The organism is Amycolatopsis sp. NPDC005003 (assembly GCF_053600695.1).
The window spans coordinates 1-12,959 of record NZ_JBSGAI010000069.1 but is presented as its reverse complement, the minus strand read 5'-3'; the positions used below and the strand labels follow the sequence as shown (position 1 = coordinate 12,959).

Genomic DNA, 12,959 nt, shown 5'->3' with positions numbered 1-12,959 from the left:
CGGTGAAGCCGTGACGTGCCTGCCGCTCGGCGAACGCTGCGGTTACCCGGTCGGACCGCCCCAGCGCTCGCGGTCCGCGTCGGTGATCTCCACCGGGCCGTCGACCGGCTGGGTGATGCGGAGGTGGTTGCCGAACGGGTCGCGCAGGGCGCAGTCGATGCCGTAGGGCTGCTCGGTCGGTGTCTCGGTGAATTCGACACCCTTCGCGACCAGGGTGTCGTACGTCTTCCGGCAGTCGTCGGTGGTGAGGATCGCCGCGACACCCATGGCGCCCTTGGTCACCAGGTCACGCACCTGCGCGGCGACTTCGTCGCCGAGTGCCGGCGGACCGGGCACCTCCAGCAGCAGTTCGCGCCCGGGGTCGGCGGGCAGCCTGATCGTCAGCCAGCGCATGAACCCGAGGTCGACATCGGTGTCGACCTCGAACCCGAGCTTGCCGACGTAGAAGTCGAGGGCTTCGTCCTGGTCGAGAACGTAGACGGAGGTGATCCGGATGCGGTTGAACATGACCCGCACCCTATGGCCGCGGCAGCTCGGGCGGCTTATCCGAAACGACCGTGGCCGGGACCGCTCGGTCTGGTCCACGCCTTGACGAAGCACACGGGAGCGTCCAGCGGCCGTGCCCGGGCCCGGTACCCGGTGGGGGAAAGGCCGACGACCGCGTGGAACGTCCGGCTGAACGTCCCCAGGCTCTCGAACCCGACCCGGGTGGCGACCTCGGTGACGGTCGCCGGGGTAGTGCGCAGGAGCGCCATCGCCCGCTCGATCCGCCGCCGCTGGAGGTAGCGGTGCGGAGTCTCACCGAACGTCGCCCGGAATTCCCGGGTGAAGTGGGAGGACGACATCAGGGCGACCCGGGCGAGCGCGGGCACGTCGAGCGGTTTGACGAAGTCGCGGTCCATGGCGTCCCGGGCCCGCAGCAACCGCCGGTTCTGCTCCTCCCGCGGACTCATGCCCACTGTACGACCCGCCTTTCGCCCGCCACGGACCTCCGCCGCCCGGCCACCCGGCCACGACGCACCCGCCCGCATTCTCCCAGCGGGGCTCACCGCCCGGGCACGCAGTACCGGCCTGCTCGGGCTGCCGACGCCGTCACCACCGCGCCGTCCGCCATCGCCGGATCGCCCGGCCGGACCGGGTTCGAGCGCCCGGACGCCACCGGGCAGGTCTTCACGTTCCCCGCCACGACCGCGCGGCACGTGCGCGTCGTCGGCACCCGGCTGAGCAACGACCCCGAGGCGAGGCACGCATGCAGTTCGCCGAACTGCGCGTCGGGTGCGGTCCATCCGGTGCCGCCGCTTCGTCAAATGTTCAACCGGCGGCCGGAAACTTGCTCCGGTAATTGCGATAAATGGTCGCTTGACAATAATTGCCTTGCGATGTGGATCATAATTGACGGGATCAGTACTCACGCCAATCCGCCGACCTGGAAGGTCTCTTGATGCCGCTGTCTGCTGGATCCCGAAGAAGATCCGTCGTCCCCGCCGCGGCGGTGACCGCGCTGGGGGCACTCACCCTGGCCGCGCCACCGGCCCAAGCCGCCGACATCGACGTGCCCTGTGATCCGGCCGCGCTGGTCCAGGCGGTCGCCGCGGCCGGCGCCTCGGCCGCCGCGGACACCCTGTCACTGGCGCCGGACTGCGTTTACACCCTCACCTCGCCCGCCGATGTCCCCTCGGGCACCGGGCTGCCCGCCATCAACGGGAAGCTCACCATCAACGGCAACCACGCCACCATCGCCCGGGCCCAGGACGCGCCCCAGTTCCGGATCATCGACAACTGGGGTGAGCTGACCCTCGACAAGGTCACGATCACCGGCGGCCACGCGCGCGACGGCGCCGGTACCGACTCCTACGGCGAAGGGGCCGGGGGCGGTTCCGGCGGTGGCATCCGGAACTGGGGCCCGTTGACCATCACCGACAGCGTCATCACCGGCAACACGTCCGGGACGGCCGCTCCCGGTGCCGACGCCACCGCCACCACCAGCGCCGGCCGCGGCGGGCTCGGTGGTTTCGGCGGGGGTATCGCCTCGTACTCCTTCACCCCGGTGACGCTGACGATCACCGACAGCTGGATCACCGGGAACACCACCGGCGGCGGTGGCCGGGGCGGCAACGGCACGGGTACGAAGCCGGGCGGCCGAGGCGGCTCGGGTGGTTTCGGTGGCGGCATCGACCTCACCAGCGGCACCGTCCTGAGGGTCACCGGTAGCAGCTTCACCGGCAACACCACAGGCGGCGGCGCTCCGGGCGGTTCCGGTGGCGCGAACGGCGGCGGCTCGGGAGACGGCGGCAGTGGCGGTACCGGCGCCGGGTTGTTCATGTCCGCCGACCAGGACGAGCCGCTGAACCCGACCGTCACCGCCACCAAGATCACCGGCAACCAGGCGGGTCGCGGGGGCGACGCCGGTGTCCCGGGGCCCGGCGGATACCTCGGCTGGGCCGGCTTCGGCGGCAGCGGCGGCGGACTCGCCGTGTTCCACGACACCCTCACCCTCGACGGCGGAACGGTCACCGGCAACGCCGCGGGAGAGCCGGGATCGGGTTACCTCCCCCTCCCCGCCTCCGGCGGTGGCATCGACACCCTGAGCGCGCACGTCACGCTGGTCAACGGGGCTGTGGTGAGTGGGAACCGGCCCGACAACTGCTACTCCGTCGCCGACGTTCCCGGCTGTGTCAACGACGTGCGGGCCGCGCGGACGACAGGCACGGACCACCGCGCCCACGACGTCGCCGCACGGGACGCGGCCTCGGCGAGGTCGCGCAAGTGACCGCCGCTGTGGTCCGGTAGCCGGGCGTCACACCTGAAGAACGGCGGTCCTTTCCTTGCGATTTCCTCGAGGAAAGGACCGCTCCTCACCTCCGGCCGGGTCGAGGGCGAGGTGACCGGACCCGCTCGGTGGCCGTCCGTTGTCAACGTTGACAACGGATGTCGTCCGGACAATTCTGTGTCATGGCGCGGTATTGCGCGGCCCAGTATCATCTGGCGCGGCACCACGCGAAAAACGGTGACGGTTCCGAATTCGCTGTCGCCACCCGGAAGAACCGATAAGCCCAGCTCGGGCACCAGTATGTCCGCACCAAGAGGGAAAGGGACGGAAAATGCGCAAGACCACCAAGTCGCTCGCCGTGCTGGCCGCCGCTGCCGCGCTTCCCCTGACGATGACCGGTACGGCGTGGGCCGACATTCCCTTCGACCAGCCGGTCAACGGGCGCGCCACCTACTACAACGACGCCGGCTTCGGCGCCTGCGGCACGCAGATCAACGCCGCCACCCAAATGCTCGTCGCGGCGCCGGCCGCGTACTGGACCACGGCCAACCCGAACAACGACCCGCTGTGCCGGGGCGTGTCCATCCGGGTCTCCTACAACGGCCGGACCATCACCGTGCCCGTCGTCGACAAGTGCCCGAGCTGCGACAGCGCACACATCGACCTCAGCGCACCGGCGTTCGCCCAGCTCGCCGACCCCGGCCTGGGCAACATCCCGGTGACCTGGTCGTTCGTCCGCTCGTGACCCGGCGGCACACCGGAGAAACGGCATGAACCAGCTCAAGCGGATTCTGCTCTTCGCGACCGTCGTGGCCGTCTTCGTCGCCGGAGGACCGGCCGCCCCGGCGACCGCGGCCGGCACCAAGAAGGGCGTCAGCGCGGCCGCCTTTCCCGGCGTCACCACCGCACTCGCCGACGTCGGCGCCCGGTGGTTCTACACCTGGGCCGCCGACACCCAGGGCATCACCGCACCGGCCGGGACGGAGTTCGTCCCGATGATCTGGGGCCGCGGCTCCGTCACCCAGGCCCAGTTGCAGCAGGCGAAGGCGTCCGGGACGACCCTGCTCGCGTTCAACGAACCCGATCTGGCCGGACAGGCGGAGATGTCGGTCGAGACCGCGCTCGACCTCTGGCCACAGCTGCAGGGGACGGGCTTGCGGCTGGGCGCGCCGGCCGTCGCCTACGGCGGTGACACCCCCGGCGGCTGGCTCGACCGGTTCATGAGCGGCGCGGCGGCGCGCGGCTACCGCGTCGACTTCATCCCGCTGCACTGGTACGGCGGCGACTTCTCGACCGCCGCCACCGGGCAGCTGCAGTCGTACCTGCAAGCGGTGTACAACCGCTACCACCGGCCGATCTGGGTCACCGAGTACGCGCTGATCGACTTCTCCGGCTCCACCCCGCGCTACCCGTCCGCCGCGGAGCAGGCCGACTTCATCAGCCGGTCCACGGCGATGCTGAACGGGCTGTCGTTCGTCGAGCGCTACGCCTGGTTCTCGCTGTCGACGTCGACCACCCCGACCGGTCTCTACACCGGGACCACCCCGAACACCGGCGGCGTCGCCTACCGGGCCGCCGGCTGATCCCCCACCCGCACCGGAACCGAACGGAGGTCCATTGCGCATGTTCAAGCGGCTCCTCGCCACGGCCGCGGCGATCGTCGTCGCCCTGACCGTCAGTTCGCCGGCGAACCCGGCCACCGCGGCGGGCAACCACACGGTGACGTTCGTCAACCGCACCGGCCAGACCCTCTGGCTGGGCAGCACCGTGAACGCCGACGGGTCGGTCAACTTCGCGAGCCTGCCGACGCTGGCCGACGGGCAGTCGGCGACCGTCACGATCCCCGAAGCGTCCGCGCCCGGCCACTGGCGGGGCAAGTTCTTCGCCCGCCAGGGGTGCACGGGCACCTCGGGCCGGGACTTCCACTGCCTGGTCGGCGACTGCGGCGGCTACGCCGACCACTGCGCGACCGGCGAGCAGCCGGCCAGCCTGGCCGAGTTCAACTTCGACACCGCCGACGGCCTCGCCCCGTGGTACGACGTCAGCTACGTCAACGCGTTCTCCGTCCCGATCACGATCGAGCCGGTCAACGCGACGGTGCCGCCGGGTTCAGCGTCGTGCGGCACGGCGGGCTGCCCGGAGAACCTGCTGCCCTACTGCCCGGCCGCGAACCGGCAGTACTCCCCGTCCGGCACGCTGATCAACTGCGTGAACCCGAACCGCGACGCGCCCACGAGCTACAGCGACGCGATCAAGTCGCACTGCCCCAAGGCGTACGCGTGGTCCAAACAGGACACCGAGCCGGGCAACCAGACGATGTACCAGTGCGCCTCCTGCACCGGCTTCACGATCACCTTCCACCGCGTTTCGTAGCGGCGACGCCGGGACACGGGCGGTGACCGCCGCCCGTGTCCCCCGGGGATTCACCCCCGGTTCATGCAGTCCACCCAGGACTCGGTGGTGACCACGATGTCGGTCGGGAGGGTTTCGGTGACGGTCCCGTCCGACACCCAGATGTGTGCGTGGTAAGTCGCCATCGGCACCGACGCGGGTCCTTGCACGCCGACGAACCCGTTGACGTTGATCGAGCCGTCGGGGTTGCGGAGGTTCGAGCCCGGTGGGAGGTGGAACTCGGTGGCGATCCAGCCGGGAGGCAGGTCGCGCATCCCGAACCTGAGGTCGGTGGTCCACGTCCCGCTCACCACGAAGATGAAGTACGAAGCGCGGGTACTCCCCTCGGGGCTGTACTGAACGCACAAGCGGCTGGTCCGGTCGAACTGCTCCAGATGCCACGTCCCGGTCTGCGCTGCCGTCTGCGCCGACGCGACGACGGATGTGCCGACCAGGGACGACAGGAGTACCGAGGCCAGGACGAGCACCGATCTGGCGATCCGAATCATCACTCTCACTGAATCCCTCCTGAAACCGGCGCGAATACGTACCGCCGCACGCTAGCGACCGGATCTCAGAGCTCTCTGAGAATCGCCCGGCGCGGGCGGTCGTCGGTAGAACTGCGGGCCCACGATCCCCCTCCCGTCGCCAGAATGGCGGGCGGCGAAGGGAGTGGCCGCGTGCGCGTGTTGTTGTCGACCTACGGGTCGCGCGGGGACGTCGAGCCCCTGGTCGGGCTGGCCGTACGCGCACGGGAACTGGGCGCGCAGGTGCGGGTGTGCGCGCCGCCCGATTTTGCGGGACGCCTGGCCGCCGTCGGGGTGCAGCTGATCCCGGTCGGCTGGCCGGTGCGACCGGTGTTGCACGGGGCGACGCCACCGCCGGCCGGCGACCGCGCCCGGCGCGTCGCGGAGCTGATCGCCGCGCAGTTCGACGCGCTGGCCGCGGCGGCGCAGGGGTGTGACGTGCTGGTGGCGGCCGGGTTGATGCCGGTGGCGGCGCGGTCGGTGGCCGAGAAACTGGGGCTGCGCTACCGGTATGCGAGCTACTGCCCGGTCATCCTGCCCTCGCCGCACCATTCGCCGGTGCCGTTCGGGGAGCGGCCGTTCCCGCCCGAGGTGACCGGCCACGCGGCGCGGTGGGAGCTGGATGCCCGCAACTACAACGCGGTGTTCGGCGCCGCGCTCAACGCCCACCGGGCGGCAATGGGACTGCCCGCCGTCGACGACGTCCGCGGCCACGTCCTGACCGACCGGCCCTGGCTGGCCGCGGATCCGGTGCTGGCGCCGTGGCCCGAGCCGTCGGACCTCGACGTCGGGCAGACCGGTGCGTGGATCCTGCCGGACGACCGCCCGCTGCCCGACGAGGTCAAGGCGTTCCTCGATGCCGGTGACCCGCCGGTGTACGTCGGGTTCGGCAGCATGCGTGCCCCGGCCGACGTCGCCGAGGTGGCCATCGAGGCGATCCGGGCCCGGGGGCGCCGGGTGGTCGTCGGGCGGGGCTGGGCCGATCTGTCGCTGATCGACGACGGCGCGGACTGCTGCGCGGTCGGCGAGGTCAATCTGCACGCCCTGTTCGCGCGGATGGCCGCGGTGGTGCAGCACGGCGGCGCCGGCACGACGACGGTGGCCGCGCGGGCCGGCGCGCCGCAGGTGGTCGTCGCCCAGATGGTGGACCAGCCGTACTGGGCCGGGCGGGTGGCCGAGCTGGGCATCGGGGTGGCCCACGAAGGCCCGACGCCGACGGTCGAGTCGCTGTCGAGGGCGCTCGATCGGGCGTTGGCACCGGAAACCGCTGCCCGGGCCCGGGCGGTCGCGGCCGAGATGCGGACCGACGGGGCCGCGGTGGCCGCGTCTTGGCTGCTCGAGACGGCCGGACCAGGCTGATGTGGTGCCCATCGCGGTATCGGCCACACCGATCAGGCCGCTACACCGAATACACCAAAGCACTTTCATGCCACTGATCGAGCGTCACCACCGAGCGCTCATGGCGCCGTGACGCGGAGATCACCTGAGCCATCCCGCGGTCGGGTACTTACCAACGAGTACGACATAAGACCGTCACCGGAAGTGGCTCGAACATCAACAAAGCTCCTTTTTCGGACCGATCGAGAAGGAGTTCCATGACGGCAAACGTGACGCGCCGGACACTGTTGCGCTCCATCGGCATGGCCGGGGGCGCGGGCGTGATGTTCGAGTCGATGCAGGCGCTCGGGCTCGTCGCCGCACCGGAAGCGCTCGCGACCCCCGACTACCGGCCACCCACCCCGGGCGACCTGCCGGCCGGCAAGCGGGGCAAGAAGGTCGTGATCCTGGGGGCGGGCGTCGCCGGGCTCGTCACGGCCTACGAGCTGGGCAAGGCCGGCTACGACTGCACCGTCCTCGAAGCCAAGGACCGCGTCGGCGGTCGCAACTGGACAGTGCGCGGCGGCACCAGTGCGACCGACCTCGACGGCAACACCCAGACCGCCCGCTTCGCCAAGGGCCAGTACCTCAACGCCGGACCGGCACGCCTGCCACAGTCCCACATCACGCTCGACTACTGCCGCGAGCTCGGCGTGCCACTCGAGATCTTCGTCAACCAGAACGCCAACGCGCTCATCTACAACGAACAGTCGGGGGTCGCGCCCCAGCAGTACCGGACGGCCAAGGCCGACGTGTACGGGTACGTCTCGGAGCTGCTGGCGAAGGCGCTCGACCAGGGCACGCTCGACCAGCGGCTGTCTTCCGAGGACAAAGACCGGCTGCTCACGTTCCTGTCCGGCTTCGGCTCGATCGGCGACAAGGCTGCGGGCTACACCTACACCGGCACCAGCCGCCGCGGCTACTCGGTGGAACCGGGCGCGGCGGAGCAGGCCGGCACGGTGCTCGGGCCGCCGCCGTCGCTGTCCGCCGTGCTCGCGAGCCAGGTCGGCCGGTACTTCTCCTTCGAGTTCGGCTACGACCAGGCCATGACCATGCTGCAGCCGGTCGGCGGCATGGACGCGATCCCGACGGCCCTGTACCGCCTGCTGGGCGACAAGGTGCGGCTCGGCGCCGCGGTGACGAAGCTGACCGACGGACCGCGCGGCGTCGAAGTTGTCTACAAGGACAAGCGGGGCAAGGAAACCGCCGTGCGCGCCGACTACTGCGTCGCCGCGCTCCCGCCGCACGTCATGGCTCGGGTGCCCACCAACCTCGACCCGAAGGTCACGGCCGCGCTGCGGTACCCGGTCGCCACCCCGGTCGGCAAGATCGGCCTCGAGTACCGCCGCCGCTGGTGGGAGCAGGACGACCGGATCTACGGCGGCATCACCGAAACCGACCTGGACCTCGCGCACGTCTGGTACCCGTCCTACGGCTACCACGGCGATCGCGGCGTGCTCGTCGGCTACTACAACACCGGCGCGAACGCGACTGCCTACGGCAACCTCGCCCACCCCGAGCGCACGACACGGGCCGTCGCGCAGGGCGTGAAGATCCACGGCGAGAAGTACCGCACCGAGCTGGCGAGCGCGTTCTCCGTGGCCTGGCAGAAGATCCCGGACATCGAGGGCGGCTGGGTCGGCTGGCCGTCCCGCACGACCGGTGAGTACGCGCTGCTCAACCAACCCGCCGGCCGGGTCTACTTCGCCGGCGACTGGCTTTCCTACTTCATCGCGTGGCAGGCGGGCGCCATCGACTCGGCCCGCTACGCGGTCACCGGCATCCACCAGCGCGTCATCGCGGAACGGTAGGGGTGTTCCCGCCGCCCGCGGGTGCCGCACCACCTGCGACACCCGCGGGCGGATCAGTGGAACCCGAGGGTCGACGGGCGGTGGACGAGGCCGAAGTGCTCGGCTCCGGCCTTGCTGTCGGCACCCACCATCTCGACCGTCTCCCTCGGATCAGAGGCGCGCAACAGCGCGATGACGTCGCCGGCGACCACTTCCGGATCGCGGTCGCCGACGTCGATGCCGAGCCGGAAGGTCACCGACGGGGCCGGGCACGTGCGGCACGACCCGCACCGCGAACCGGGTCCGGGGCAGATTCAGCCCGGCGGCCTGGCGGAGCACCCATGCGGCCCGCCTCGCTTCACCGGCATCGTGGCCTTGAGCAGTGTGCGCCGGCAGATCGCTCCAGCCGTCCAGCACGGTCCTGATCCGGGCGACGAGGCCGGCGCGCAGGTCTCGGACCACCACGGCCGCGTAGCCGGCACCAGCTCCTCCGCCAGGGAACAGAGCAGTACCGCCCGGTCCACTGTGGCCGGTCGCTGACCGGCGAGCGCCATGCACCCGTCGTGCAGGTCATGGGCCGGCAGAGCCGGATCGGCGATGAAGTCCCGCGGGAGTGCGGCCAGTGCCGGCTGCCGTTCCGCGGCCCCCACGTCGAGGATGTCCGGCCGCACCCGAGCCGGTCAGGCGGTGGTGACCTGCCCGTCGACGACCCGCACCGGCACGGTGGTCAGGGGTTTCGTGGCCGGCCCGCCGGTGACTTGGCCGGTGCCGTCGAAAGTTGAGCCGTGGCACGGGCAGCGGAAGCCGGAGCCGGCGGGTGTCACGGGGCAGCCCTGGTGGGTGCAGGTGGCGAGGAACGCCATGAAAGTATCGGTCGAGGGGCGCAACAGGTATGCGGCGGAACCGTTCGGTGCGGTGAACCTCGTCGACGAACCGACGGCGACGGCGGAGACCGCGGCGATCACCGTCCCGGAGTTCGTTTCCGGCTCGGCCGGCCGGCTTGGGTCCGGGTTGGTGGTGGTGCGCCGGGTGAGCGCGATGATGCCGCCGCCGACGGCAGCGGCCGTCGCGGTGATCAGTCCGCCCCACAGCAGAATGCGCCGCTCGGCGTCGTCCGGGGCGTGGTCCGGCGGGCGACGACGGCGGATCGCGGCGCGCAGGCGGTCCGTCGTGGAGAACAGGCCCGCGTCGCCGGCCACCAGCAGCGGGGTCCAGGCGGCGGCGAAGACGATGTCGGCGCCGAAGTAGTACGGGCGGGTCGTCCAGCTCACGGTCAGGAAGAAGCCCAGCGCGAGGAGAAAGCCGCCGAGTGCGGCGACGCGGGTGAACAGCCCGAGCAGAGCACCCAGCCCGACCGCGACCTCGCCGAAGGCGATGACCAGGCCGACGACGGTCGGGTGCTCGGCGGCGAACGACACCAGCGGGCCGATCGGGGAGGTTGTCGCGGCGTGCAGCATCTGAGCGCGCACGCCGAGGGGTGAGGTGTGGTCCAGGTAGTGGGTGTCGAGGATCTTGGAGAGGCCTGCGTAGAGGAAGGTGCCGCCGAGGAAGACGCGCAGCGGCAGGAGCGCCCAGACCGGTGTCCGCAGTGACGCATCGGCCCGTGGCGTTGGTTCGCCGAGGGAAGGCGTGGAGGACAAGAGAAGCCGCCTTTCAGGTGTGGCAAGGAGAGTCCCGGTGCAGTGCGGACGTGTGTGAGCGCAGGGAGCTCACACACGTCCGGCGCTCGTCAGGACTTCCGGGGGGAGACGGTCATGATGCCGGTGCACATCTCGTCGCTGGTGCCGTCGCCCCACACCACGTAGCGCGGCGGCAGCTTGCTCAGCTGCGGCAGCCGTTTGCGCAGCCCCGCGTCGTGCGTGCACGTCACCCGCAGCGTGTCCCCCGGACCGATCTCCACCGGCGACGGCAGCTTCACCAGCCGCTGGTTGTCGAAGTCGAACTGCGGCACCTCCAGCACGACCTTGGCGTCCGGCGTGCCGGGGTTGAGTTCGACCTTGATGGCCCGCCCGAGCAGGTGCATGTGGCCGAAGCCGGCGAACAGCGTCATCGGCGCCTCCACCTTGTGGTCACAGGTCTGGGTGTCACCGGGCTTCGGCGCGCTCTGGCCGCACTCCTCCAGCTGCTGGTCCGCGGTGCCGCCGACCTCCGGTCCGAACCGCTTCGTCACGTCCGCGATCGAGGCCGCCCGGTCACAGAGCGGACCCGACTCCTCGGCGGTGCAGGGCAGATCGGTCGGGGCGTCGAGCGGCAACGTGTCGAATTCCCGGGTCTGCGGGGTGCCGTCCGTCAGCCGCAACCGCACCGCCGAGCGGTCCGACCCGGCCGGCTTGCCGTCGGTCGCGAGCAGGTTGTAGTGCATCTGGAGGACGATCAAGCTGCCCGGTTCCAGCTTGAAACCGGCGTCCTCGGTGAAGAGCGTCTCCGTGGCGCCCGGCGCCCAGGTGTCGACCCACGCCGCTTCGCCCTGTTCCACTTCGGCGCCGTTCACGCCGGTCCCGCCGAAACACTGCCAGCCGGGGCCGGGGGTCTTCGCGTCCTGCTCGCGCACCGCGGCAGCGCCGCCCGGCGGCACCGCGTACACGATGGCGTGGTGCGCGAGGGTGACGTTCTCCGGCGTGACCTGGGTCCCGGTCACGAAAGCCGTCTTGGTCAGGGCCGGATCGATCACCTGGCACCGGTACTCGTCCGTGCCGCCGCCCTCCGGCGGCGCGGGCGTGTAGGACTCGGCCATCTTCAGGTCGACGAACCGCTCGCCGGCGCGCAGCGGCTGCGGTGGAGCCGACGCCCCGCCCGCGTGCGCGCTGTGCGAGCCGGCCCCGGCGGGCGCCGCACCGGTGCCGGCGCCCGCCCCGCAGGCGGCGACAGCGAACGCCGTCGCCAGCGCCATGGCGGCCGCCCCGAGCATCCGCAGTGGACTATCAGGTTTCGTCATGACCTGAACGCTAGGCCCGGTTCCGCCGCATTTCATCGTACTGCGGTCGTCATCTTCGGGAGGGAGGTGGTACCACGGTACTGAGTGGTCCTGGCGCGACCGGGCAACGCGCGCGGACCGGCGGCGAAGATCCTGGTGTCCAAAGTGGAGTGCGTCGGCCCACCGCTGCAGGTCGCGCCGTACACAGTCCACTATGGACTTGATACACCCCTCGCTTGACCGGGTAGCTGGCCGCGACGTCGGCGGGAGTCGCCTGCTCGACCCCGGGTGCTGGGGTGCCGGCGTGGAAAGCTCCGCCCACCCTGCCCTGCCGATCGAAGATCCGCCGCACGGCGGTAGCGCGACCGGGCACCCACCCCTTATCAATGAAGGCAGCGGCCGCGCGATTTCATCGGGCTCTTCACCGACTCCCTCAGGAAACGTCATGAAACGCGGAATTGGCATCCTCGTCGTGCTCGTCACGCTGGGCGCGTTGCTCGGGGCCACCCCGGCAGCCGCCACGACCACGATCAACATCTGCGACCGGCTCAGCTGGAGCGAGCTTGCCCCGCCGTACCGGTCCCACCTGTTCATCGGCACCCACACCTACGGCACCCACACCGTCGAGTACTACCTCCACACCGAAGGCGTCGGCTCCCGGGGGTACTTCAGCTCCGCCGACCGGACGATCTGCCCCTACGACCCGATCATCATCAACCCCGGCCCGGTGACCATCACGGCGACGGAACAGTACGGCCAGGACCAGTGCACGGCGCCCGGCACGTTCGCCGCGATCGTGAACGGGAAGATCGCGTCGTACGACTTCGTCGGCCAGACCAACGCCTACTACCGCACCTACCCGGTGCCGAGCACGTTCCGGTTCTGGCACATCATGCTCCAGACCTCACCGGGTGTGTGGACCTGGTGGAACAGCGTCGTCGCGATCTGCTGACGAGGCCGGGGCCATCCTCCGCCGCCGGTTGCCGGCCGTCGACCAGCAGGACGAGCTGGTCGTCATCGGGGCCTCCGTTCCCCCACCACGATCGTCGGCCCGCGGGCAGACCGGAGCAAGTCCTCGGTCCACGGCGGCGGGCCCTAAGTGGTTGGTTTCGGAAGTTCTTCGTGGGTGGTCATGCTGCGTGTGGGAGTTCGGTGGTGATGTCCTGGTGTTCGTGGTCGCTGATCCTGGT

The 12,959-nt window shown here is 70.7% G+C and carries 14 protein-coding genes; 7 read left to right on the top strand and 7 right to left on the bottom strand.

Going from position 1 to position 12,959, the window contains the following annotated elements; genetic code table 11:
* Positions 1 to 42: 42 nt before the first annotated feature.
* The 3 genes from ACWED2_RS44600 to ACWED2_RS44590 form a co-directional block, all read right to left on the bottom strand.
* Entirely contained in the window at positions 43 to 507 is a 465-nt protein-coding gene (locus ACWED2_RS44600) for a VOC family protein (protein WP_449696570.1), read from the bottom strand.
* A gap of 35 nt (positions 508 to 542) precedes the next feature.
* Entirely contained in the window at positions 543 to 953 is a 411-nt protein-coding gene (locus tag ACWED2_RS44595; protein ID WP_449696569.1) for a helix-turn-helix domain-containing protein, read from the bottom strand.
* Between the two features lie 92 nt (positions 954 to 1,045).
* Positions 1,046 to 1,216 carry a hypothetical protein gene (locus ACWED2_RS44590; protein ID WP_449696568.1) on the bottom strand — a complete coding sequence of 57 codons (171 nt, stop codon included), beginning with the start codon at positions 1,214 to 1,216 and terminating at the stop codon, positions 1,046 to 1,048.
* 225 nt (positions 1,217 to 1,441) lie between these two features.
* On the opposite strand from ACWED2_RS44590, the gene ACWED2_RS44585 reads away from it, so the two are divergent.
* From ACWED2_RS44585 to ACWED2_RS44570, 4 genes are all read left to right on the top strand, one after another.
* Positions 1,442 to 2,770, top strand: coding sequence for a hypothetical protein (locus ACWED2_RS44585; protein WP_449696567.1), 1,329 nt, complete (start codon positions 1,442 to 1,444; stop codon positions 2,768 to 2,770).
* A gap of 331 nt (positions 2,771 to 3,101) precedes the next feature.
* Complete coding sequence (locus tag ACWED2_RS44580; protein ID WP_449696566.1) at positions 3,102 to 3,515, top strand: cysteine/serine endopeptidase inhibitor; 414 nt, start codon at positions 3,102 to 3,104, stop codon at positions 3,513 to 3,515.
* Positions 3,516 to 3,540: 25 nt separating this feature from the next.
* Entirely contained in the window at positions 3,541 to 4,353 is an 813-nt protein-coding gene (locus tag ACWED2_RS44575; RefSeq protein WP_449696565.1) for a glycoside hydrolase family protein, read from the top strand.
* 40 nt (positions 4,354 to 4,393) lie between these two features.
* Entirely contained in the window at positions 4,394 to 5,143 is a 750-nt protein-coding gene (locus ACWED2_RS44570) for a thaumatin family protein (protein ID WP_449696564.1), read from the top strand.
* A 50-nt stretch (positions 5,144 to 5,193) separates the two neighbouring features.
* Here the strand turns inward: ACWED2_RS44570 and ACWED2_RS44565 are convergent, their stop codons facing one another.
* Positions 5,194 to 5,670, bottom strand: coding sequence for a DUF5980 family protein (locus tag ACWED2_RS44565; RefSeq protein WP_449696589.1), 477 nt, complete (start codon positions 5,668 to 5,670; stop codon positions 5,194 to 5,196).
* Between the two features lie 171 nt (positions 5,671 to 5,841).
* Between ACWED2_RS44565 and ACWED2_RS44560 the strand changes: the two genes are divergently transcribed.
* Entirely contained in the window at positions 5,842 to 7,047 is a 1,206-nt protein-coding gene (locus ACWED2_RS44560) for a glycosyltransferase (RefSeq protein ID WP_449696563.1), read from the top strand.
* Between the two features lie 236 nt (positions 7,048 to 7,283).
* Positions 7,284 to 8,876, top strand: a complete 1,593-nt coding sequence (locus ACWED2_RS44555; RefSeq protein ID WP_449696562.1) for a flavin monoamine oxidase family protein — start codon at positions 7,284 to 7,286, stop codon at positions 8,874 to 8,876.
* Between the two features lie 53 nt (positions 8,877 to 8,929).
* On the opposite strand, the gene ACWED2_RS44550 is transcribed toward ACWED2_RS44555, so the two are convergent.
* The 3 genes from ACWED2_RS44550 to ACWED2_RS44540 form a co-directional block, all read right to left on the bottom strand.
* Entirely contained in the window at positions 8,930 to 9,112 is a 183-nt protein-coding gene (locus ACWED2_RS44550; protein ID WP_449696561.1) for a hypothetical protein, read from the bottom strand.
* 423 nt (positions 9,113 to 9,535) lie between these two features.
* On the bottom strand, positions 9,536 to 10,495 hold the full coding sequence (locus ACWED2_RS44545) for a TQO small subunit DoxD (protein ID WP_449696560.1): 960 nt from the start codon (positions 10,493 to 10,495) through the stop codon (positions 9,536 to 9,538).
* An 89-nt stretch (positions 10,496 to 10,584) separates the two neighbouring features.
* On the bottom strand, positions 10,585 to 11,790 hold the full coding sequence (locus ACWED2_RS44540; protein ID WP_449696559.1) for a monooxygenase: 1,206 nt from the start codon (positions 11,788 to 11,790) through the stop codon (positions 10,585 to 10,587).
* A gap of 424 nt (positions 11,791 to 12,214) precedes the next feature.
* Between ACWED2_RS44540 and ACWED2_RS44535 the strand changes: the two genes are divergently transcribed.
* Complete coding sequence (locus ACWED2_RS44535; protein ID WP_449696558.1) at positions 12,215 to 12,721, top strand: hypothetical protein; 507 nt, start codon at positions 12,215 to 12,217, stop codon at positions 12,719 to 12,721.
* The last annotated feature ends 238 nt before the right edge of the window (positions 12,722 to 12,959 follow it).